The following is a 22,096-nucleotide window of genomic DNA, read 5'->3' on the forward strand; positions in this document are numbered from 1 at the left end:
CTCCGGACATCACCAGACATCATGACCCGGCAAGGTGAAGAATGTCGTTATAGGTCGCGAAAACCATCAACATCAGCACCAAACCCAGCCCAATCCGGAACCCCATCTCCTGTGCGCGTTCGGACAGTGGACGACCGCGCACCGCCTCCACGGCATAGAACAGAAGATGTCCGCCGTCGAGCAATGGAACTGGAAACAGGTTAAGAAGGCCGATGGAGATCGACAGGACCGCGGCCAGATGGATCAGCGCGGTCAGGCCGATAGTGGCCACCTGCCCCGAGATCTGGGCGATTCGCATCGGACCGCCGATCTGGTCGGCCGCCTCGCGGCCGGTGAAGACACCGCCGATATAGGAGAAGGTGCGGTCAACGACGAACCAGGTCTCCTTGACGCCGAGCACCAGCGCGGTGGCCGGATCGACCCGTTCGGTGGTCGCCTCACCCGCCGTGGTGGCGCGGGTGATACCGAGCACGCCAAGGCGGTGCACATTACCGAAACTGTCCTTTACCTCGCGCTGCTCAGGCGTCGCCTTGAGATCGACATTGGCATCGCCGCGCTTGACCGTGACGGAAAGCTGCTCGCCGGCGCTGATGCCGACAATCCGCTGCATGTCGGAGAAGCTGGTGATCGGCTTGCCGTTGATCGAGGCAATCACGTCGCCGGACTGAAAGCCGGCCTTCTCGGCGGCGCTGCCGGCCTGGATGCTGTCCACCTTGGCGGTGGTGCTCGGCTTGCCGAAGAAGGTGAACAGGCAGGTGAAGATAACGATGGCGAGCAGGAAATTCGCGATCGGGCCGGCGGCAACGATCGCCGCGCGCTGACCGACGCGCTTGTGGTGGAAGGCGTCCTTGCGCTCGGACACCGTCATATTCTGCAGCGCTTCGGCCGACGGCGTCGAAGCTTCGCTCTCGTCACCGAAGAATTTGACATAGCCGCCGAGCGGAATCGCCGAAATTTTCCAGCGCGTTCCGTGGCGGTCGTTGAAGCCGGCGAGTTCGGGACCGAAGCCGAGCGAGAAGGTCAGGACCTTAACGCCGTTCCAACGCGCAACCAGAAAATGTCCGAGTTCGTGAAAGAACACGACGATGGTCAGCACGAACAGGAACGGGATGATGTAGCCGATCAGCCCGTGGCTCAACGTGGTGAAGCCATGCTGCAAAAAGTCAAACATCCCAATCCCCTATGCGAAGCCAGGCAGCCTCGCCTCTAAATATCTACGAAGCGTTTGCGGCAATTTCAGGCAACAGGCTTGCCGCCAGCTTTCGCGCTTTATGGTCAACGGAAATCGCATCATCCGCCGACGACAGCGGCGCCAGGTTACCGGCGCGCACCCATCCGTTCATGGTGGCCTCGACCAGCCGCGCGATGGCGCCGAAGCGGATCTTGCCGGCGATAAAGGCGGCGACCGCGATTTCGTTGGCGGCGTTGTAGACTGTGGTCGCGCCAGAGCCGGTGCGCAGCGCGTCATAGGCCAGTTTGAGGCCAGGGAAACGGGCGTAGTCCGGTGCCTCGAAGGTCAGCGAACCGATCTTGGCGAGGTCGAGCGGCGCCGCCCTGCCCTTGCTGATACGGTTTGGCCAGCCGAGGCAGTGGGCGATCGGCGTGCGCATGTCCGGCGAGCCGAGCTGGGCGACCACCGACATATCCGTGAATTCCACCATGCCGTGGATGATCGACTGCGGATGCACCAGCACGTCGATTTCATCTGACGACAACGCAAACAGATAGGACGCCTCGATCACTTCGAGGCCCTTGTTCATCATCGAGGCGGAATCGATGGTGATCTTCTGGCCCATGGACCAGTTCGGATGCTTGAGCGCCTGCGCCAGGGTCGCCTGCTCGATATCCTCGGCCTTCCAGGTGCGGAACGGACCGCCCGAGGCAGTGATGATCACGCGCGTGAGTTCATCGCGGCTGCCCGAGGCCAATGCCTGGAACAGTGCATTGTGCTCGGAATCCGCCGGCAGGATGCAGGCCCCGGCCTTGGCGGCACGGTCCATGAAGAAATCGCCAGCACAGACGAGACATTCCTTGTTGGCCAGCGCAACCGTTGCGCCGCGATCGACGGCGGCCAGCGCCGGCTTCAGGCCCGCGGCGCCTGAGACGGCCGCCATCACCCAATCGGCAGGACGTGCAGCAGCCTCTGTGACCGCGCTCTCGCCTGCCCCGGTTTCAATGCCGGTGCCGGCCAGCGCCGCGCGCAATTCGGCGCCCTTGCTCTCATCGGCGACAGCAACGAAGCGCGCGTTGAATTCCTTTGCGAGCTTGACGATGCCCTCAACATTGCTGTTCGCAGTCAGCGCCTCGACCTTGTAGCGCTCGGGCGCCGCGCGAATGAGATCCATCGTGCTGTCGCCGATCGAGCCGGTGGCACCGAGGATCGTGACGCTGCGGACCGAAGCCTCGGCAGCTTTTTCGTTACGCAAGGGAACTGGGCTCATCACATCACCAAACCATAAGACCGCGGCCGACGCCATCGGCGCCACCGCGGATAAGACCGATTACCGCAGCCGCAACCACAGCGAAAACATAGCCATCGAGCCGATCCAGCAGGCCGCCATGGCCCGGAATGATCTGGCCGGAATCCTTCACACCGAATTTGCGTTTGACGGCGGACTCGAAGAGATCACCGAGCTGAGACAGCACCGTGAGGATCGCGGCCAGCAGCACCAGTGGGCCCATCTTTCCGACGCCGGACAGGGAGAACACGAGCGCAACAAAAATGCTCAGCAATGTTCCACCGACAGCGCCCGCCCAGGTCTTCTTCGGGCTGACACGCGGCCACAGTTTGGCACCGCCGATCGTGCGACCGAAGGCATAGCCGCCGATATCGGTCACCCAAACGATGATCAGGATGAACATCAGCGACAGGAAGCCCCACTCGGCATCCCGACGTACCAGGATCGAAGCGACGAGCGCGGCTACCGCATAAACCAGACCGATGGCTAGCCAACCCGGACGCGGGCCGACAATGCTGCGCCATTCGAGAAACAGGCCGACCGACACCAGCGCCACCAGCCCGGCCCAGAGCCAGCCACCGGCATAGGCAGCGCCGATCGCGAGCGGGATCAGGACGATCGCGGCCAGCACGCGCTGCACGAGATTGCGCACACCGCGGTCGTCTACCGGTTTCGGCGTACTGTCTGGAGCTGGATTCGTCACGAAGCGGTTTTCGCAACCAGGCCGCCGAAGCGGCGTTCGCGCGTCGCATATTCGGCGATGGCGCCTTCCAGCGCGGCCTTGTCGAAGTCCGGCCAGTGCATCGGTACGAAAACGAATTCGCTATAGGCCGCCTGCCACATCAGGAAGTTGGACAGCCGCTGCTCGCCGGAGGTGCGGATGATCAGATCGGGATCAGGAATGCCCACCGTGTCGAGCGACTGATCGAGCAGTTCGGCGGTGATGCTGTCGGCCGTTCGCTTGCCTTCGGCTACTTCGCGGGCCAGGCGCTGCGCAGCCATCGCGATTTCGTGGCGCGAGCCGTAGTTGAACGCGACCACCAGCGTGAGCTTGGTGTTGTTGCGGGTGAGATCTTCCGCTTCCTTGAGCAGCGAGGCGATGTCGCCTTCCAGCCCATGCCGTTCGCCGATCACGCGGACGCGCACGCCGTCGCGATGCAGCGTGGCGAGGTCATTGCGGATGAAGCGGCGCAGCAGGCCGAATAGGTCGCTGATCTCAGACGCCGGACGTGACCAGTTTTCCGAAGAGAACGAGAAGATCGTCAGATAGCGAATGCCGAGTTCGTCGGAGGCGCGCACGACACGGCGCAATGCTTCGACGCCGCGACGATGGCCTTCGGCGCGTGGCAGACCGCGCGCTGCCGCCCAGCGCCCGTTGCCGTCCATGATGATTGCGACATGCGCCGGCGAGGATCGGTCAGATCCCTCAGTGGCTGGCGCGGCGGCATTCGACATCGATTGAAATCCCCGGGCGTGTGGTCCGCTATATCTATGGCGATTTGCGGACCAAACGCTTTGTAATTGGTTTAAGCGCTGTTCGTCGCGGCCTAGACCGTCATGATTTCCTTTTCCTTGGCGGCCAGCAACTGATCGACTTCCGCGATCACGGCGTCGGTCGCCTTCTGCACCTCGGTGTCGTGGCGCTTCTGGTCGTCCTCGGAAATCTCGTGGGCCTTTTCAAGCTTCTTGATGATGTCGAGGCCGTCGCGACGCACGTGACGCACTGCAACCTTGGCGGCTTCGGCATATTTATGCGCGATCTTGACGAGTTCCTTGCGGCGCTCTTCGTTCAGTTCCGGCACGCGCAGACGCAGCGTGGTGCCTTCGGTGGCCGGCGAGAGGCCGAGATTGGAATCGACGATCGCCTTTTCGACGGCTTTGACCATCGACTTGTCCCACACCTGCACCGACAGCATGCGCGGCTCCGGCACGCTGATGGTGGCGACCTGGTTCAGCGGCATGGCGCTGCCATAGGCATCGACCATGACCGGCTCGAGCATCGAGGACGCTGCGCGTCCGGTGCGCAGACCGCCGAGGTCATGCTTGAGGGACGCAATCGCGCCCTGCATGCGGCGCTTCAGATCGTTGATGTCGAATGGGGCCAGAGCGGCCATGCGAACTCTCCTTAAAACCTTGGCGGGGATCGCAAACGCGCGCCCTCGCCTGTCGTGAAGATCAACCCGCGACGATGGTGCCGCGGCCCGTACCTGTCAGAATGGCGCCGATAGACCCCGGCTCCGCAATGGAAAACACGATAATAGGCAGCGAGGCTTCGCGCGCCAGCGCAAAGGCTGTCGCGTCCATGACCTTGTAGTTACCTTCCACCGCCTGCGAATGGCTGAGGCGCTCGAAGCGCGTGGCGGTCTTGTCTTTCTTCGGGTCGGCGCTGTAGACGCCGTCCACATTGGTGGCCTTCAGCACCGCTGCCGCGCCGATTTCGGCGCCGCGCAGCACAGCGGTCGTATCGGTGGTGAAGAACGGATTGCCGGTGCCGCCAGCCATCAGCACGATGCGACCCTCGGAGAGATATTTGTGCGCGGTGGCGCGGGTGAACAGTTCGCAGACCTGCGGCATCACCATGGCCGACAGCGTGCGCGCCGGCACCGCCTGGCGTTCGATGGCGGCTTCCAGCGCAAGGCAATTCATGACGGTGGCGAGCATGCCCATGGTGTCGCCGGCGGGGCGCGACACGCCGCGCGACGAGACCTCGACGCCGCGGAAAATGTTGCCGCCGCCGACGACGACAGCGATTTCGACACCGAGTTTCTGGGCTGCAATGAGGTCGCTGGCGATGCGATCAATGGTCGGCTGATCGATGCCGAAGGGCTGTCCGCCGGCGAAGGACTCGCCCGACACTTTCACGACGACGCGACGATAGAGCGGCTCAGCCATGATGCGATCGCTTCCTTTCGAGGCGGCAGCTCCCGGCAGTGATCTGCCGGGAGGTCGTCATTATCGAAGCTGACGCTTCGAACTTACTTCTGGCCCGACGCCGCAGCGACTTCGGCTGCGAAGTCCGACGTGGCCTTCTCGATGCCTTCGCCGAGCGCGTAGCGGACGAAGCCCTTGACGGTGATCGGCGCGCCGACCTTGCCTTCGGCTTCCTTCACGGCCTGCGCCACCGACTTGCCGGTGTCGTGGATGAAGGCCTGATCGAGCAGGCAGACTTCCTTGTAATAGGTCTTCAGGCCGTTCTCGACGATCTTCTCGATCATCGCATCCGGCTTGCCCTGCTGGCGATATTTGTCCGCCATGACTTCCTTCTCGCGCGCCACCACGGCCGGATCGAGACCGGTCGAGTCCAGCGCCTGCGGGTTGGCAGCGGCGACATGCATGGCGATCTGGCGGCCGAGTACGGCCAGCTCATCAGCCTTGCCGGTGGATTCCAGCGCGACGATGATGCCCATCTTGCCGAGGCCGTCGATCACGGCGTTATGCACGTAATGCGACACGACGCCGGCCGACACTTCCAGCTTCTTGGCGCGACGGAGCGTCATGTTCTCGCCGATGGTGGCGATGGCTTCGGTGATCGCGGTCTCGACATTGCTGTCGCCGACCTTGTGAGCCTTGATGGCTTCCACGTCGTCGCCGACCTTCAGCGCGACCTGGGCAATCATCTTCACGAGGCCCTGGAACTGATCGTTGCGCGCAACGAAGTCGGTCTCGGAGTTGACTTCAACCACGACACCCTTGGTGCCATCGGTCAGCACGCCGATCAGACCTTCAGCGGCGACGCGGTCCGCCTTCTTGGCGGCCTTGGAGAGACCCTTGGCGCGCAGCCAGTCGATTGCAGCCTGCATGTCGCCGTCATTGGCGGCCAGTGCGTTCTTGCAATCCATCATGCCGACGCCCGTGGTCTCACGGAGGTCCTTGACCATCGCTGCGGTAATTGCTGCCATTGTTGTACCCTTTGCCTGTCGGGGTGAGCACAGCCCGGCCGGTGCCGGGGTTCACCACAGGAACCATCATCGAGAGAGTTGTAGATACGAAACGTGCGGCCGACATGACGGCCGCACGATTTTGTTCAAGCTGAGGCGCACAATCGCGCGCCGCGCATTACTCGGCTTCCGCGGTCAGCGACTTGGCCTGGGCAACCCACGCATCGGCGCGGGCCGGCAGACCGACTTCTTCGCCGATCTTGTGGGCGGTGTCGTGGTCGAGCTCGGCGAGCTGCCAGAAGTGGAAGACGCCGAGATCGTTAAGCTTCTTCTCGATCGCGCCGGACACGCCGGTGAGCTTCTTGAGGTCGTCGGCGGTGCCGCGCGGACCGGCAAGGCCCTGGAAACCCGAAGCCGGGAGCTCTTCAGCGGCCGGAGCCGTTGAGGCGCCGACATCGTAGCCGCTGTCGCCCTGGTTGCGTGAGATGCCGTCGATGACGGCGCGAGCGATCAGGTCGCAATACAGCGTCAGCGCACGGCCGGCGTCGTCATTGCCCGGGACCACATAAGTGATGCCCTTCGGATCCGAATTGGTATCGACGATCGCCGCCACCGGGATGCCCAGACGCTGAGCTTCCTGAATCGCGATGTCTTCCTTGTTGGTGTCGATCACGAAGATCAGGTCGGGCAGACCGCCCATGTCCTTGATGCCACCGAGCGAACGGTCGAGCTTGTCGCGCTCGCGCTGCAGCGTCAGGCGCTCCTTCTTGGTGTACTGGGCGGCGTCGCCCGAGTTCAGCACTTCCTCGAGGTGACGCAGGCGCTTGATCGAACCGGAAATGGTCTTCCAGTTGGTCAGCGTGCCACCGAGCCAGCGCGAATTGACGAAATACATCGCCGAGCGCTTGGCGGCTTCGGCAACGACGTCCTGCGCCTGGCGCTTGGTGCCGACGAACAGGATGCGGCCGCCCTTGGCGACGGTGTCGCTGACAGCCTTCAGCGCGGTGTGCAGCAACGGCACGGTCTGCGCGAGGTCGATGATGTGGATATTGTTACGCGCGCCGAAAATGTATTCGGCCATCTTCGGATTCCAGCGGTGAGACTGGTGACCAAAGTGGACGCCGGCTTCGAGGAGCTGACGCATAGTGAATTCAGGTAGTGCCATCGTTATAATTCTCCGGTTTGTTCCTCCGGAAGCGTGTGAGCAAAGGGTTGTGCGGACAGGAGAATCTGCCTGCAGCCCGGTGCCACCGGACGGCGATTAAGCCATGCTTCCGTGTGAGATGGGCCGGCTTATAGCGGGATTCTGGTGAGAAGCAAGGCGAAACAGCGGTTTGGCGGGGGCTGGCACGGCTTTCCCCTACCTCGTCAGGCGATTGGACGCCTTAATGCTGCGACGCGCTCAAGGACATATAACGGCCGTCTACCTTGACGCGCACAAAACCTTCGCGACAATCATTGAATGCAATTCGAGATAGTGGGCGGCATTCTCGATATCGAAACGATTGCAACGGGTTCGGGTATCCGCGAGATCGCCCGTCTCCGCAAGGCCTATGGCCGTGGTCGCTGGCGGAAACGGAAAGGCGTCTGCCGTGTCCGGCTGGCCGATGGTCAAATCCAGCTTGCTGAAATACACTGGTACGAAGCGGCAGGCATCGGCCGCCGGGAATACAAGATCAAACATCTGCTCTGAGCAGGCTGCCATGGCAAAGACCTCAAACGAACAGTTGGTCATCTGCCTCGACAACGAGGGTTACGCAGCCGCACTTGAACGGCGGAAGATCTATGTCGTGCTCCCCGACGACGAGGCCGACAAGCGCGGCTTGCTGCGCGTCATCGATGAATCCGGGGAAGACTACCTGTACCCGAAATCGTCGTTCAGCCCGGTTACCCTCCCCGACGCCTTGAAAAAGGCAGTGCTCGCGACCTGAGCCTTAGAGCGTCTCCACCATCTCAACGCCCGTCACCGCCTTGATCGCCCCCGCGATCTGGGGCGAGACGACGAAGCGGCCGTCGAGCTTGAATTCGACCTCGGTCTGCAGATCCAGCCGCAGCACGATGGAGACGTCGCCACCAGCGCCGGGACCGACCTGCTTCTGCAGGCGTTTTTCCAGCGAATCCAGGGCCTTGGTGTCTTTCATAACGATCCGCAGGCCCTTCTGGGTCTTGGCGGCGGCGGCATCCAGCGGTTCGGCATTGAGGACGCGGGCGCGGACGTCTTCGCCCTGCAACTCGGCGCCGAGTTGCAGCAGCACGGCGGTACCGGGCTCAAGTACGTCGCGGAACTGGGCGAGGCCTTCGGAGAACAGCACCGCCTCGAAATGACCGGTCGGGTCCGACAGGCCCATGATGCCCATCTTGTTGCCGGTCTTGGTCCGCCGCTCCATGCGCGACACCACCGTCGCAGCCACCCTGCCCGCGGTGGCACCGGTCTTCACGGCCTTGCAGAACTCAGCCCAGCTCTGCACCCGCAGCCGCTTCAGCGCGGTGGCGTAATCGTCGAGCGGATGGCCGGACAGGAAGAAGCCGATGGCGTCATATTCCTTGCGCAGCTTCTCGGCCGCCAGCCAGTTGTCGATCTGCGGCAGCATCACGGTCGGCGCATCGACAGCGCCGCCGAACATGTCGTTCTGGCCAGAGGTCGCCGCTTCATTGGCCCGCTGGCAGGCCGCCAGAATGCTGTCGGCGCCGCCATGGACACGGGCGCGATGGGGATCGAGCGTATCGAAAGCGCCAGCCGCGGCCAGCGTTTCGATGATGCGCTTGTTCACCGCCTTCGGCGACACGCGCGACGCGAAGTCGGCGAGCGATGTGAACAGCCCGTTCTTGTTGCGCTCAGCCACGATCTGTTCGACCGCACCGGCGCCGACACCCTTCAGCGCAGCCAGCGCATAATAGATCGTGTTCTCGCTGACCTCGAAGGTCACGCCCGAACGATTGATGTTCGGGGCCTCGACCTTGATACCGAGCCGCTGCGCCTCGGCGCGGAATTCCGACAGCTTGTCCGTGTTGCTCATATCCAGCGTCATCGACGCGGCGATGAACTCCACCGGATAATGCGCCTTCATATAGGCGGTGTGATAGGAGACGAGCGCGTAAGCCGCCGCGTGGCTCTTGTTGAAGCCGTAGTCGGCGAATTTTGCCAGCAGATCGAAGATCGTGTCGGCCTGCCCTTTCGGCACGCCGTTCTTCACCGAGCCCTCGACGAAGATCGCGCGCTGCTTTTCCATCTCCGCGCGGATCTTCTTACCCATGGCGCGACGCAAGAGATCGGCGTCGCCGAGCGAATAGCCCGCCATCACCTGCGCGATCTGCATCACCTGTTCCTGATAGATGATGACGCCGAACGTCTCCTTCAGGATCGGTTCGATGATCGGGTGCAGATATTCCGGCTCCTCGTCGCCGTGCTTGCGCGCGCAATAGGTCGGGATGTTGGCCATCGGACCCGGTCGATACAAAGCGACCAGCGCGATGATGTCCTCGAAACGGTCGGGGCGCATGTCCACGAGCGCGCGCCGCATACCCGCGCTTTCCACCTGGAACACGCCGACCACTTCGCCACGCGCCAGCATGGAATAGCTGTCGGCATCGGTGATCGGTGTCGTGGCAAGATCGACATGGATGTTGCGCTGCTTGAGCAGTTTGCACGCGACATCGAGCACGGTCAGCGTCTTCAGGCCGAGAAAGTCGAACTTCACGAGACCCGCAGGCTCGACCCATTTCATGTTGAACTGGGTGACCGGCATATCCGATTTCGGATCGCGATACATCGGCACCAGTTCGGACAGAGGCCGGTCGCCGATGACGATGCCGGCCGCATGCGTCGAGGCGTGGCGCGTCAGGCCTTCAAGCTTCTGCGCAATATCGAAAGCGCGCGCCACGATCGGGTCTTCATCGCGCGCCGCCTGCAGTTTCGGCTCGTCCTCGATCGCCTGCTTCAGTGTCACAGGCGCCGCCGGATTCTGCGGCACAAGCTTGGTCAGCTTGTCGACCTGCCCGTAAGGCATCTGCAGCACGCGGCCGACGTCGCGCAACACGCCGCGCGCCTGCAGCGTACCGAAGGTGATGATCTGCGCGACCTGATCGCGGCCATAGCGCTGCTGCACATAAGAGATCACTTCGCCGCGGCGGTCCTGGCAGAAGTCGATGTCGAAGTCGGGCATCGAGACACGTTCCGGATTGAGGAAGCGCTCGAACAGCAGGTTGAACTGCAGCGGATCGAGGTCGGTGATCGTCAGCACCCAGGCGACCAGCGATCCCGCGCCCGAACCACGGCCCGGCCCGACCGGAATGCCCTGCAGCTTCGCCCATTTGATGAAGTCCGACACGATCAGGAAGTAGCCGGCATAGTTCATGCGGGCGATGACGCCGAGCTCGAAATCGAGCCGCGCGCGATAGTCTTCCTCGCTGCGTCCCTGCGACAGGCCGTGCACCTTGAGCCGGCGGTCGAGGCCCTCCTGCGCCTGGCGGCGTAGTTCGTCAGTCTCCTCCTGCGCGGCGGCCTCGGCATTGCTGCCGGCACCGACGGTGAAGCGCGGCAGGATCGGCTTTCGCGTGCGCGGGCGATAGGCGCAGCGCTCGGCGATCTCGACCGTCGAGGCCAGCGCTTCCGGAATATCGGCGAACAACACGGCCATTTCGGCGCGGGTCTTGAAACGATGGTCGGAGGTTAGTTGCTCGCGATCGGTCTCGGCAATGATGCGGCCGCCAGCGATGCACAGCAGCGCGTCATGCGCCTCATAGTCCTCGGCTGTTGCAAAATACGGTTCGTTGGCTGCCACCAGCGGAATGCCGCGGCTATAAGCGAGATCGATCAGCCCCGCTTCGGCGCGGCGCTCCTTCTCGATATTGTGGCGCTGCAATTCGATGTAGAGGCGATCGCCGAACAGACTGGCGAGTTGCTCGCAGCGCTGTGCTGCGAGTTCGGCCTGATCCGCGATCAGTGCCTGCGCCAGCGGGCCGTCGGGGCCGCCGGTGAGCACGATGACGTCCTCGGCCTCGTCCTTCAGCCAGTCGAGCTTGATATGCGGCGACTGATGCACCGGCGTTTCGAGGAATGCGCGGGAATTGAGCCGCATCAGGCTCGAATAGCCACGCTCGCGCGTCGCCAACAGCACCATACGCGGTTGCAGGATGGCGTGCGCATTGCGCGCATTGGGATCCTGATCGCCGAAATCGACGGCGAGTTCGACGCCGACGATGGGCTGGATGCCGGAACCGGCCAGCTTCTCGGAGAATTCCAGCGCACCGAACATGTTGTCCATGTCGGTCAGCGCCAGCGCCGGCTGATGGTCGGCCTTGGCCAGATCCGCCAGCTTGGCAACCTTGATCGAGCCCTTCAGCAGCGAATAGGCCGAATGAACGTGCAGATGGACAAAGCCGGGTGTGGTTGCGGCTGGACGTTCACTCATCAGGATATTCCGGGTCGGCAATCTCGGGGAACGCGGCGGCATCGTAAGGCCGACTCGCCATTCCATCGTGAGCCTTGCCTGCCGCCCTGTCCAACTGAAACCCAGCCGACAGAACGGGCATCCCCGTTTTCCCGGCCCTCAGCGAGGCGCCGGTTGGTGTTAGCTCAGAGCTGAGGGATGACCTGCGCCCAAACGGCGATCATCCCCACGAACAGAACGATGGATGCCAGCGCCGCGGCTTCCTCAACAAAGGTCTTCAGCATGGTAGCCTCCGTGACACCTGGAACATATGAAGAACAATGTTCTCATTCCGTTCCAAGAGTCAAGGATATCGCGCACGAGAACGCAGCAAGAACAAGCCATGGTTACGAGCTATGGTTAAAAGCAACGGCGGCGCCTTGCGCCGCATACCGGCCAAATCAATGAAATTCCTTGGGATCCTGGACTTTGGTGCTGGCCCACAGGCCCAGCGACACGAAGATGATCGGGACGAGACACAGACCAAGTGCCACCCAGATAACGATCAATGCCGTGGTCATCGCCCAAACTCCCTGCATGTTTTGCGTTGGATTCGGGATAGCAGCTGGGGTCCAATCGACGTGTGAACGCCTCTTACGAGTCTACCGGGCACCTGGATTAATCATCCCTTAACCTCAACACCCCGGATTTCACCTCGAATGCGCGACATTGCCGCAGCTCCGACGGTCGGATGCGGCAATGCCTGCATTTCCTTCCATGTCCCTGCATTTCCAGCAGATATTTTCCGGTCCGACAGCTGCATTGTGAGTTGACGAAACGCGGTACGGCCGGCTTTGTGCCAAGCGAAATTCACTGATGATCGACCAGCGAGTCGGCACGGAGATACTAGATGCGCGCAGCCTTGTTTGCTTTGTTGGCCCTCGGTGCCACGTCCGCCTTGAACGTTGCACCGGCCGCAGCGCAGCCCCGTGATCCGGGCCCGTTCTCATTCTATACGCCGAGCGGCTACGCGTTCTGCCTGCGCTCGCTCTACGGCGATGACGATTGCAGCTATTCGACCTATCAGCAGTGCGCCAACACGGCGTCGGGCCTCGGCCTCTCCTGCTTCGCCAACCCGGCACTCGCATACGCGCCGCAGGCTTATGCACCGGCACCGCGGGCAAAGCGCAAGCAGCGCCGCAGCTACTAAGCCCAATCATTTGAGGGATCGAACAGCCGGCATCGCCGGCTGTTTTGCTATGGCGCGTCAGTCGAGTTCGACGACCTTGCCGTTTTCCAGCGAGACACGGCGGTCCATCCGGCCGGCCAGCTCCATATTGTGGGTCGCGATCAACATCGCCACCCGGGTCGCCTTCACAAGCTGCATCAGCGCCTTGAAGACGTGATCGGCGGTGTGCGGATCGAGATTGCCGGTCGGCTCGTCGGCCAGCAGAACCCGCGGGGCATTGGCCACCGCACGCGCGATCGCTACGCGCTGCTGCTCACCACCCGACAGTTCCGCAGGACGATGCGTGATGCGCTCGCCGAGACCGAGATAGGCCAGGATTTCCTTGGCCCGGTTCACCGTCTCGGAGCGCTTCAGGCCGCGGATCATCTGCGGCAGCATGACGTTTTCGAGCGCAGTGAATTCCGGCAGAAGCCGGTGTGACTGGTAGACGAAGCCGATATCGGTGCGGCGGATCTGGGTGCGTTCGGCATCCGATAGTCCGGACGTCGCCGTGCCGCCTACATAGACCTCGCCTTCATCGGGGCTTTCCAGCAGGCCGGCGATGTGCAGCAGCGTGGACTTGCCCGAGCCGGACGGCGCGACCAGCGCCACCGACTGCCCGGCCCACAGGCCGAGCTTGGCGTTGTCGAGAATGGTCAGGACGCTTTCGCCCTGCGTGTATTGCCGCTTGATATCGTGCAGATACAGTGCCGGTGTATCTTCATCCGCCTGCGCCATATCAGCCACTCACTCGTATCTCAGCGCATCGACGGGATCGAGCCGCGCCGCGCGCCATGACGGATACAGCGTTGCAAGGAACGACAGCGTCAATGCCATGATGACGACCGCGCTGGTTTCACCGATATCGATTTCGGCCGGCAGTTTGGACAGGAAGTACAGTTCCGGCGAGAACAGCTCGGTGGAGGTCATCCAGGAAATGAACTGCCGTATCGCCTCGATATTCATGCAGACCAAGAGGCCAACGACGAAACCGACCAATGTACCGACCACGCCGATCGCAGCGCCTGTGATCAGGAAGATGCGCATGATCGAGCCTTGCGACGCGCCCATGGTGCGCAGGATGGCGATGTCACTGCCCTTGTCTTTGACCAGCATGATCAGGCCGGAGACGATGTTCAGCGCCGCCACCAGCACGATCAGCGTGAGGATCAGGAACATGACGTTGCGTTCGACCTGCAGCGCGTTGAAGAAGGTCGCGTTACGCTGCCGCCAGTCCACCAGGAAGATCGGCCGCCCCGCCGACTCCGTGACGAGTTTTCGATACCCGTCGATCTTGTCGGGATTGGCGGTGTAGACCTCGATCGAGGTGACGTCGTTGTTGCGGTTGAAATAGGTCTGCGCTTCAGCGAGCGGCATGAACACGAAGGTCGAGTCGTATTCGGACATGCCGATCTCGAAGACGGCTGCGACCTTGTAAGGCTTGATGCGCGGCGTCGTGCCCATCGGCGTGACGGCCCCCTTCGGGGCCACCAGCGTGATGTTGTCACCGGCATGGATCGAGAGTTGATCGGCAAGACGGCGCCCGATGGCGACACCCTGCCCCTCATCGAAGCCTTCGAGCGAGCCCTGCTTGATGTTCTTGGCGATCGACGTGAGATTGTTCAGATCGGCAGAGCGAATACCGCGGACGAAGACGCCGGATGCACCGAAGGCCGACGAGCCGAGCGCCTGGCCATCGACCACGGGCGCCGCGAGACGGATGCCATTCACGCCGCTGATCCGGTCGGCGACGTCCTTCCAGTCCGTGAGCGGGCGTTCGAGCGGCTGCACGAGGATATGGCCGTTCAGGCCAAGGATCTTGTCGAGCAGTTCCTTTCGGAAGCCGTTCATGACGGCCATGACGATGATCAGCGTCGCGACGCCAAGCATGATGCCGACGAAGGAGAACCCGGCAATGACCGAGATGAATCCTTCCTTGCGGCGTGCACGGAGATAGCGTCCGGACAGCAGCCATTCGAAGGCGGCAAAGGGTGGGGTTCGAACTGGCTCGCTCATGGCATCATCCGTCGTCCGACTCCCATACGAATCGGGCTTATTCTAGCCGCATCGCAAAGGATGCGGCGACCATGCAGTGGATAAGTTGTCAGGACGTCAGCTTTGCGACGACCTCTGCCGGCGAGATATTTTCGCGCGATCCGTCACTGCGCTTCTTCAGCTCGACCTTGCCTTCCGCCAGCCCCTTCGGGCCGACAAGGATCTGCCAGGGCACGCCGATCAGGTCGGCGGTGGCGAACTTGCCGCCGGCGCGCTGGTCGGTGTCGTCATAGAGCACGTCAACGCCCTTGGCCGAGAGTTCCTTGTAAAGCGCTTCGCAGGCCGCATCCGTATCGGCCGAGCCCTGCTTGAGATTGAGGATCGACGCGCGGAACGGCGCCACTTCCTCGGGCCAGATGATGCCGTTGTCGTCGTGGCAGGCCTCGATGATCGCGCCAAGCAGACGCGACACGCCGACGCCGTAGGAGCCACCATGGATGGCGACCTCAGTGCCATCGGGACCGGCAACCTTGGCTTCCATCGCTTCGGAATACTTCGTGCCGAAATAGAAAATCTGGCCGACTTCGATACCGCGGGTATTGAGGCGGCGCTCTTCCGGCACTTCGCTTTCGAAGCGTGCGGCGTCATGCACGTCTTCGGTCGCCGCATAGATCGACGTCCACTGATTGATGATGGCGGAAAGATCGCCCTTGTAGTCGACATCGGCCGGCGGGATCGGCAGGTCGAGCACGTTCTTGTCGCAGAACACGCCGGATTCGCCGGTCTCGGCGAGTACGATGAATTCGTGGCTGTGATCGCCGCCGATCGGGCCGGTCTCGGCGCGCATCGGGATCGCCTTCAGGCCCATGCGGGCGAAGGTGCGCAGATAGGCAACGAACATCTGATTGTAGGAATGCTTCGCCGCGGCTTCATCGATGTCGAACGAGTAGCCGTCCTTCATCAGGAATTCGCGGCCGCGCATCACGCCGAAACGCGGGCGCTGTTCGTCGCGGAACTTCCATTGGATGTGATAAAGATTGAGCGGCAGGCTCTTGTAGGACTTCACATAGCCGCGGAAGATCTCGGTGATCATTTCCTCATTGGTCGGCCCGTAAAGCAGCTCGCGCTTGTGCCGATCGGTGATGCGCAGCATCTCCGGGCCGTAAGCGTCGTACCGCCCACTTTCGCGCCAGAGATCGGCGAGCTGCAGCGTCGGCATCAGAAGTTCGATGGCGCCGGCCCGGTTCTGTTCCTCGGTCACGATCGCCTGGATCTTCTTCAGCACGCGTAGGCCGAGCGGCAGCCAGGCATAGATGCCGGCGGCCTCCTGGCGGATCATGCCGGCACGCAGCATCAGGCGATGCGAAACGATCTCCGCTTCCTTCGGCGTTTCCTTGAGGATGGGGAGAAAATAGCGCGACAATCGCATCGTGAGGCCCGGGAATCGGAGGAAACTGGAAGGCCCGAGTGAAACCGGATCGCCCGGCAAAACACAAGGGCAGCTTGGCTATCGTCGCGCTACAACACAGCGCATGATGGCACGCCGCATGGCCGAAAAGCATCACAGCGAAACGCGCGGAAAATACAACCTGAACCACAGTAAAAGACGCAGATTCACGGCAAAAAACCACCATGGGTTGCGCGTCATAATCCAATTCTATGCATGCCTCAATTTTGAACACGCTGTGCCGAAATTGATGACAAACACGAAAAGTTCAGCTACGACTCGAAGCTCAGGCAAATCCGCAAGGATGGCGTCTGAAGGTCCAAGTCTCGGGAGGAACCCTGACGCGCTTAAAGCAGCGTCAACCCGCCAATCAAAGGATAAAATCCAACGATCGGGGTATATAGGGTCGATACAATTTTCCGAGCAGGGCCATGTGCCCTGCTCTTTTTTTTCGAGCAACGGCTCACCCGAGAACGTGCCCTCTTTCGCCCTTCCCCGTCATTGATGCAAGCCAACAACGCGCGGCCAATTGCTGCACATGCGCGTAAGGCGGATTAGACGAAGCCGTAATCCGCCGGCCGATTTGATCATGGAAACTCCGTGGCGGATTACGCTTCGCTGATCCGCCCTACATCATTCTTGCGCTTCGGCTTAATGCCCGACAGCCACGAACAGACCAGCCCCTGGGATGCGCCGACGATGCCGAAGGTCAAAATCTGCGACAGCGGGATGGCGACCGACGACCAGATCGTCAGCATCCCGATGCTGACGATGTAGCCGGTGATCGCCGAGGTGAGCACCTTCGGCCACAATCCCATCTTGTCTTCGAGGAACCAATCCTCGCCCCACATGATCAGCGAGGGAATGAGACCGAACCAGTAGGCAAAAGGCAGGCCCATGATGAAGCCGGGAAACCCGCCGATCACTTTCCCGCTGAGCACTTCGCGGATTTCAAATGTGGCAAAGCCAACCGCCGGACCAAGCAGCAGAAAGAGCAGGAAGCGTTTCATGCGATGGCTCCAAGCAATATGCGATCAAATCCAGGCTTCGCTCTCGATCCTAGAGCGGCACGCCCATCAGTTTCGATAGACGCTCGATATTGAGATAGCCCGCATTGTTTGCGGCCATGCCGGCGGCAAAAAACACGGCTGACAGCAATGTCGTCCAGATCAGCTTACGCCCCATCCGCGCCATCACGGGCGCGCCGGGGTCGGTGCCTTCGACGCCCTCGCCGGCTTCCTGCTGGCTGCGCACGCCGAAAGGCAGCGTCAGGAACAGCGTGACCCACCAGATCACGAAGTAGATCGCCAGCGCTGTCGAGATCGTATAGGCCATCGCGCCCTCAGGACTGTTCGATTTCGACCAACGCGCCGGAGAAATCCTTCGGATGCAGGAACAGCACGGGCTTGCCATGGGCGCCGATCTTCGGCTCGCCATCGCCCAGCACGCGCGCACCTTCCTTGATCAGCTGATCGCGCGCCGCGATGATATCCGGCACTTCGTAGCAAAGATGATGAATGGCGCCGTCAGGATTGCGCTCGACGAATTTGGCGATGGTCGAGTTCTCGCCGAGCGGCTCGATGAATTCGATCTTGGTGTTCGGCAGCGTCGCGAACACGGTGTAGACGCCATGTTCAGGCAGCGGCACGCGGTCGGAAATCTCGGCGCCGAACGCGGTGCCGTAGATCTTGGCGGCCTTGGCCGCGTCAGCAACCGCGATCGCCACGTGATTGAGCCTGCCCAGCATAATGTTTCCTCCGTGTTTTTCTTCAGTTTTGTTGTCTTACTGATCGACTGTCAGGACCTGCACATAGCAGATGGTCTTCTTACCCCAATGCTCGGCCAGCGTTGAGCGGACAGCTCGCCGCACCGACTCCGCCATCGCATCGGGATCACGCTTGCGCGCCTTGGGGAGGTTCTCCACCACTTCGAGCACGATGTCGTAGACGATATCGTCGAGCAGCTGACCGGAGCTGTTGCGTTCGGGAATGCCGATCAGATCGACTGCGGGATCATCGAGCAGATCGCCCTTGCTGTTGATGGCCAGTGCAACCATGGCGCAGCCGGCGAAGCCGAGACGACGGCGTTCGGTGACGGCGCGCGACTTCTCGCTTTCGAGGATCGCGCCGTCCTTGAACAATCGGCCCGACGGCAATTCGTCGATCACGGCGGAATCTCCGGGGCCGAGCTTCACGAGGTCGCCTGTCTTGACGATCATCACCTTCGGCACGCCGCAGGCACGCGCGAGCTTGGCGTGTTCGCTCAGATGCAACGCCTCACCGTGAACCGGGATCAGCAATTCCGGGCGCACCCAGGAAATCATGTCGCGCAATTCGTCGCGGCGCGGATGGCCGGAGACGTGCACCAGCGCGTCACGGTCGGTGATGACTTCGATGCCTTGGGTGACGAGACCATTGATAATGGTGCCCACGGCCTTCTCGTTGCCGGGAATGGTGCGCGACGAGAAGATCACGGTGTCGCCCTTGTTGAGCGTCACCAGCGGATGATCGTCATTGGCGATGCGCGCCAGTGCTGCACGGCTTTCGCCCTGGCTGCCAGTGCACAGCGCCAGAACCTTGTCCGGCGGGAAGTGTCCGTAATAGTCGGCGTTGCGGAAGGCCGGCAGGCCGTCGAGATAGCCACATTCACGCGCCACCTGCACGACACGTTCCATGGCGCGGCCGACGAGGACGACTTCGCGGCCTGCGGCCTGCGCAGCTTCGGCGACGGCGCGCACGCGGGCGACGTTCGACGCGAAGGTCGTGACGGCCACGCGGCCTTTGGACGCCATCACCAGTTTTGTCAGTGTCGCGGCGACTTCCATTTCGGATGGTGAGCGACCATCGCGAACGGCGTTCGTGGAGTCACCGATGATCGCCAGCACGCCCTCGTCGCCGAGTTCGCGGAGACGCTTCTCGTCGGTGGGCTTGCCGATGATCGGGGTCGGATCGATTTTCCAGTCGCCGGTATGCAGCACGGTGCCGACGGGCGTATGCAACGCGATGGCGTGGGATTCCGGGATCGAATGCGCGACCGGGATCATCTCGACTTCGAACGGGCCGACATTGAAACGCGAGCCGGACTCGACAACGGTAACCGGGATTTTCGGCGCGCCACGCTCGGCCGCGCATTTCGCCTCGAACAGCGACGCCGAGAATTTTGTCGCATAGATCGGGCATTGCAGCTTCGGCCAGAGATCGATGATGGCGCCGAAGTGATCCTCATGGGCATGCGTCAGCACGAGACCGACGAGGTTCTTCTTCTGCTTTTCCAGAAACGTGATGTCGGGCATCACCAGGTCGATGCCGGGCAGATGTTCTTCGTCGCCGAAATAGACGCCGAGATCGATCGCCAGCCAGCTACGCTGATGCCGGTTGCCGAGGCCATAGATCGACAGGTTCATGCCGATCTGGCCGACGCCGCCGAGCGGCGAGAATGTCAATTCGTCGGGTCGTGTCATTGTCCAGTCCTTGCCGACGCCGCGGAGCCGAAGTGAACGTCGCCCGCCGAGATCGGCACGCGCCGGCCATCTGCAGTCGCGACGATCAGACAACCGGCGTCGTCAATCGTATCGAAGATTCCAGAAAGTGTGGAGTTTCCAGCCTGTACGGACACGGGATCGCCGAGTCCAGCGGCACGATCCAGCCATTTGGCCCGGATGGCGCCAAAACCGCGCCCATTGTCCCAGATGGCGCGATATTCCGCCCATGCGTCCGAAAGCGCGGTGAAAAGCCCCTCGGCATCGACATCGAGGCCGAGTTTTCGCAGCGAAGTTGCGGGATATGGCGTGTCTTCCGGATGCGCCACCACATTGGTGCCGATGCCGACCACCACGGCGAGACCGGATGGAACCGCCTCGGCTTCGAGCAAAATACCGGACAGCTTGGCCTTTCCGGCCAGCACGTCATTCGGCCATTTCAGCCGGAATTCCATCGCGTCCGCGTCAGGCGCGCGCATGCGCGCTTCCAGGCTGACGCGCTGCAGGGCGGCTTCCAGCGCGAGGCCGGCGGCGAAGCCGAGGGTCGCGGCCTGGGCCGGCGCCAGATCCATCACTTCGAGAATGCTGCTTGCGAGATTGCCACGCGGCGCGCTCCATGGACGATGGCGGCGTCCCCTGCCCGCGGTCTGCTCTGTCGTTACGAACCACATCGGACCGCGCCCGCCTGCGCGGGCTCGGTCCATGGCTTCGGCATTGGTGGACCCTAAACTGTCAAAGGCGGCGAGCGTGGTGCCCGCCGCCAATGCACGTGGCCCGAGGGCGAACGCCACTAGAACAGCGACTTCGCTGCCAGCTGTGCTGCGCTGACCAGCGGAGCCGGATAGACGAAGAACAGGATGTTGAACACGCCGGTCACGGCCAGAACGGTGCGCAGTTCCACGCGCATCGGATCGAGCGCGCCCTTGGGCTCATCGAAATACATCAGTTTGACGATGCGCAGATAGTAGAACGCACCGACGACCGAAGCGAGCACACCAACCACGGCGAGCACGAACAGACCCGACTTGATGGCGGCCATGAACACGTAGAACTTGCCGAAGAAGCCCGCGAGCGGCGGCACGCCGGCCAGCGAGAACAGGAACATCGCGAAGAAGAACGCCACGACCGGATTGGTGCGCGACAGACCGGCGAAGTCCGCGATCGTCTCAACCGGCTTGCCGTCGCGCTTCATGGTCAGGATGATGGCGAACGAACCGAGGGTCATCGCGACATAGATGGCGATATAGACCAGCACGCCCTGCGCGCCCTCTTGCGTACCCGGTGCGAGACCGACCAGGGCAAAGCCCATATGGCCGATCGACGAGTAGGCCATCAGGCGCTTGATGTTGGTCTGGCCGATGGCGGCGAACGAGCCGAGCACCATCGACGCCAGCGACACGAACACCACGATCTGCTGCCACTGCACCATGATCCCGGGGAATGCGGTGAGCGCGACGCGGGTGAACACGGCAAGTGCTGCGACCTTCGGGGCCGAGGCGAAGAACGCAGTGACCGGCGTTGGAGCGCCCTCATAGACGTCCGGCGTCCACATGTGGAACGGCACGGCCGAGACCTTGAAGCAGAGACCGGCGAGCAGGAACACGAGACCAAACACGAGACCGATACTGCCGGTCTTGGCTTCGGCAGCGATGCCGGCCAGATTCACGGTGCCGGTGAAGCCATAGACCATCGAGGCGCCATAGAGCAGCATGCCCGACGACAGCGCGCCGAGCACGAAATACTTCAGGCCGGCTTCGGTGGATTTTGCATTGTCGCGGTTCGAGGCGGCGACGACATAGAGCGCGAGGCTCATCAGTTCGAGGCCGAGATACAGCATGATCAGGTCGCCGGCCGAGATGAGCACCATCATGCCGATGGTCGAAAGCAGAACCAGGATCGGATATTCGAAGATGCGGCGGGTGTCGTGCTCGAGGAATTCGCGCGACAGCAGCAGCGTGGCGGCGGAAGCGATCAGCGCGAGGACTTTCAGGAAGCGTGCATAGTCATCGACGATGAAGCTGCCGCCGAAGGTGACCAGCTTGCCCGCGGGCAGCATGATCTCGGCGACGCCGGTGACGATCAACAGGCAGATGGCGAGAGCTGTCACCAGCCCCGTCACCTTCGGCCCGTTGAAGGCGCCGATCATCAAAAGCACCATCGCGCCCACTGCCAGGATCAGTTCCGGCAGCACGGGCAGTAGTGAATATCCAGCGGTCGTAATGGTCATAGCGAGATCCTGGTC

The 22,096-nt window shown here is 62.2% G+C and carries 21 protein-coding genes; 3 read left to right on the forward strand and 18 right to left on the reverse strand.

Going from position 1 to position 22,096, the window contains the following annotated elements; genetic code table 11:
* Nucleotides 1–19: 19 nt before the first annotated feature.
* From rseP to RPMA_RS16370, 8 genes are all read right to left on the reverse strand, one after another.
* Nucleotides 20–1,171: an RIP metalloprotease RseP gene (rseP, locus tag RPMA_RS16335; protein ID WP_211908778.1), complete on the reverse strand. Its 1,152-nt coding sequence runs from the start codon at nucleotides 1,169–1,171 to the stop codon at nucleotides 20–22.
* 43 nt (nucleotides 1,172–1,214) lie between these two features.
* On the reverse strand, nucleotides 1,215–2,441 hold the full coding sequence (gene dxr, locus RPMA_RS16340) for a 1-deoxy-D-xylulose-5-phosphate reductoisomerase (RefSeq protein ID WP_211913695.1): 1,227 nt from the start codon (nucleotides 2,439–2,441) through the stop codon (nucleotides 1,215–1,217).
* Between the two features lie 4 nt (nucleotides 2,442–2,445).
* Nucleotides 2,446–3,162: a phosphatidate cytidylyltransferase gene (locus RPMA_RS16345; RefSeq protein WP_211908779.1), complete on the reverse strand. Its 717-nt coding sequence runs from the start codon at nucleotides 3,160–3,162 to the stop codon at nucleotides 2,446–2,448.
* Entirely contained in the window at nucleotides 3,159–3,914 is a 756-nt protein-coding gene (locus RPMA_RS16350; RefSeq protein WP_211908780.1) for an isoprenyl transferase, read from the reverse strand. The genes RPMA_RS16345 and RPMA_RS16350 overlap by 4 nt, the downstream gene beginning before the upstream one ends.
* Nucleotides 3,915–4,006: 92 nt before the next feature.
* A complete protein-coding gene (gene frr, locus RPMA_RS16355) occupies nucleotides 4,007–4,573 on the reverse strand; it encodes a ribosome recycling factor (RefSeq protein ID WP_211908781.1) in 567 nt (188 codons plus the stop codon).
* Nucleotides 4,574–4,634: 61 nt separating this feature from the next.
* Nucleotides 4,635–5,351, reverse strand: coding sequence for a UMP kinase (pyrH, locus tag RPMA_RS16360; RefSeq protein ID WP_211908782.1), 717 nt, complete (start codon nucleotides 5,349–5,351; stop codon nucleotides 4,635–4,637).
* 83 nt (nucleotides 5,352–5,434) lie between these two features.
* A complete protein-coding gene (gene tsf / locus RPMA_RS16365) occupies nucleotides 5,435–6,358 on the reverse strand; it encodes a translation elongation factor Ts (RefSeq protein WP_211908783.1) in 924 nt (307 codons plus the stop codon).
* Nucleotides 6,359–6,515: 157 nt separating this feature from the next.
* Nucleotides 6,516–7,502: a 30S ribosomal protein S2 gene (locus RPMA_RS16370; RefSeq protein ID WP_211908784.1), complete on the reverse strand. Its 987-nt coding sequence runs from the start codon at nucleotides 7,500–7,502 to the stop codon at nucleotides 6,516–6,518.
* Between the two features lie 297 nt (nucleotides 7,503–7,799).
* Here RPMA_RS16370 and RPMA_RS16375 point away from each other — a divergent pair, with 297 nt between their 5' ends.
* Both RPMA_RS16375 and RPMA_RS16380 read left to right on the forward strand, forming a co-directional pair.
* On the forward strand, nucleotides 7,800–8,030 hold the full coding sequence (locus RPMA_RS16375; protein WP_211908785.1) for a hypothetical protein: 231 nt from the start codon (nucleotides 7,800–7,802) through the stop codon (nucleotides 8,028–8,030).
* A gap of 10 nt (nucleotides 8,031–8,040) precedes the next feature.
* Nucleotides 8,041–8,268, forward strand: coding sequence for a hypothetical protein (locus RPMA_RS16380; protein WP_211908786.1), 228 nt, complete (start codon nucleotides 8,041–8,043; stop codon nucleotides 8,266–8,268).
* Nucleotides 8,269–8,271: 3 nt separating this feature from the next.
* Here RPMA_RS16380 and dnaE read toward each other — a convergent pair whose 3' ends face one another.
* A complete protein-coding gene (gene dnaE / locus RPMA_RS16385; RefSeq protein WP_211908787.1) occupies nucleotides 8,272–11,748 on the reverse strand; it encodes a DNA polymerase III subunit alpha in 3,477 nt (1,158 codons plus the stop codon).
* An 868-nt stretch (nucleotides 11,749–12,616) separates the two neighbouring features.
* On the opposite strand from dnaE, the gene RPMA_RS16390 reads away from it, so the two are divergent.
* Nucleotides 12,617–12,916: a DUF3551 domain-containing protein gene (locus tag RPMA_RS16390; protein WP_211908788.1), complete on the forward strand. Its 300-nt coding sequence runs from the start codon at nucleotides 12,617–12,619 to the stop codon at nucleotides 12,914–12,916.
* 57 nt (nucleotides 12,917–12,973) lie between these two features.
* On the opposite strand, the gene RPMA_RS16395 is transcribed toward RPMA_RS16390, so the two are convergent.
* From RPMA_RS16395 to nuoN, 9 genes are all read right to left on the reverse strand, one after another.
* A complete protein-coding gene (locus RPMA_RS16395; RefSeq protein ID WP_211913696.1) occupies nucleotides 12,974–13,672 on the reverse strand; it encodes an ABC transporter ATP-binding protein in 699 nt (232 codons plus the stop codon).
* Between the two features lie 9 nt (nucleotides 13,673–13,681).
* On the reverse strand, nucleotides 13,682–14,950 hold the full coding sequence (locus tag RPMA_RS16400) for a lipoprotein-releasing ABC transporter permease subunit (RefSeq protein WP_211908789.1): 1,269 nt from the start codon (nucleotides 14,948–14,950) through the stop codon (nucleotides 13,682–13,684).
* Between the two features lie 88 nt (nucleotides 14,951–15,038).
* The gene (proS, locus tag RPMA_RS16405) at nucleotides 15,039–16,358 is read right to left on the reverse strand and encodes a proline--tRNA ligase (RefSeq protein ID WP_211908790.1); all 1,320 of its coding nucleotides are present in this window, start codon (nucleotides 16,356–16,358) and stop codon (nucleotides 15,039–15,041) included.
* A gap of 626 nt (nucleotides 16,359–16,984) precedes the next feature.
* Nucleotides 16,985–17,386, reverse strand: a complete 402-nt coding sequence (locus RPMA_RS16410; protein WP_211908791.1) for a hypothetical protein — start codon at nucleotides 17,384–17,386, stop codon at nucleotides 16,985–16,987.
* A 49-nt stretch (nucleotides 17,387–17,435) separates the two neighbouring features.
* Nucleotides 17,436–17,711 (reverse strand): DUF1467 family protein, encoded by a 276-nt coding sequence (locus tag RPMA_RS16415; protein ID WP_211908792.1) that lies wholly within the window; start codon nucleotides 17,709–17,711, stop codon nucleotides 17,436–17,438.
* A 7-nt stretch (nucleotides 17,712–17,718) separates the two neighbouring features.
* On the reverse strand, nucleotides 17,719–18,123 hold the full coding sequence (gene mce, locus RPMA_RS16420; protein WP_211908793.1) for a methylmalonyl-CoA epimerase: 405 nt from the start codon (nucleotides 18,121–18,123) through the stop codon (nucleotides 17,719–17,721).
* A gap of 36 nt (nucleotides 18,124–18,159) precedes the next feature.
* Complete coding sequence (locus tag RPMA_RS16425; protein WP_211908794.1) at nucleotides 18,160–19,836, reverse strand: ribonuclease J; 1,677 nt, start codon at nucleotides 19,834–19,836, stop codon at nucleotides 18,160–18,162.
* Nucleotides 19,833–20,645, reverse strand: coding sequence for a biotin--[acetyl-CoA-carboxylase] ligase (locus tag RPMA_RS16430; RefSeq protein WP_211908795.1), 813 nt, complete (start codon nucleotides 20,643–20,645; stop codon nucleotides 19,833–19,835). Before RPMA_RS16430 ends, RPMA_RS16425 begins: the two co-directional genes overlap by 4 nt.
* Complete coding sequence (gene nuoN, locus RPMA_RS16435; RefSeq protein WP_211908796.1) at nucleotides 20,645–22,081, reverse strand: NADH-quinone oxidoreductase subunit NuoN; 1,437 nt, start codon at nucleotides 22,079–22,081, stop codon at nucleotides 20,645–20,647. Before nuoN ends, RPMA_RS16430 begins: the two co-directional genes overlap by 1 nt.
* Nucleotides 22,082–22,096: the final 15 nt, after the last annotated feature.

The organism is Tardiphaga alba, from assembly GCF_018279705.1.
GTDB classification, from domain to species: Bacteria; Pseudomonadota; Alphaproteobacteria; order Rhizobiales; family Xanthobacteraceae; genus Tardiphaga; species Tardiphaga alba.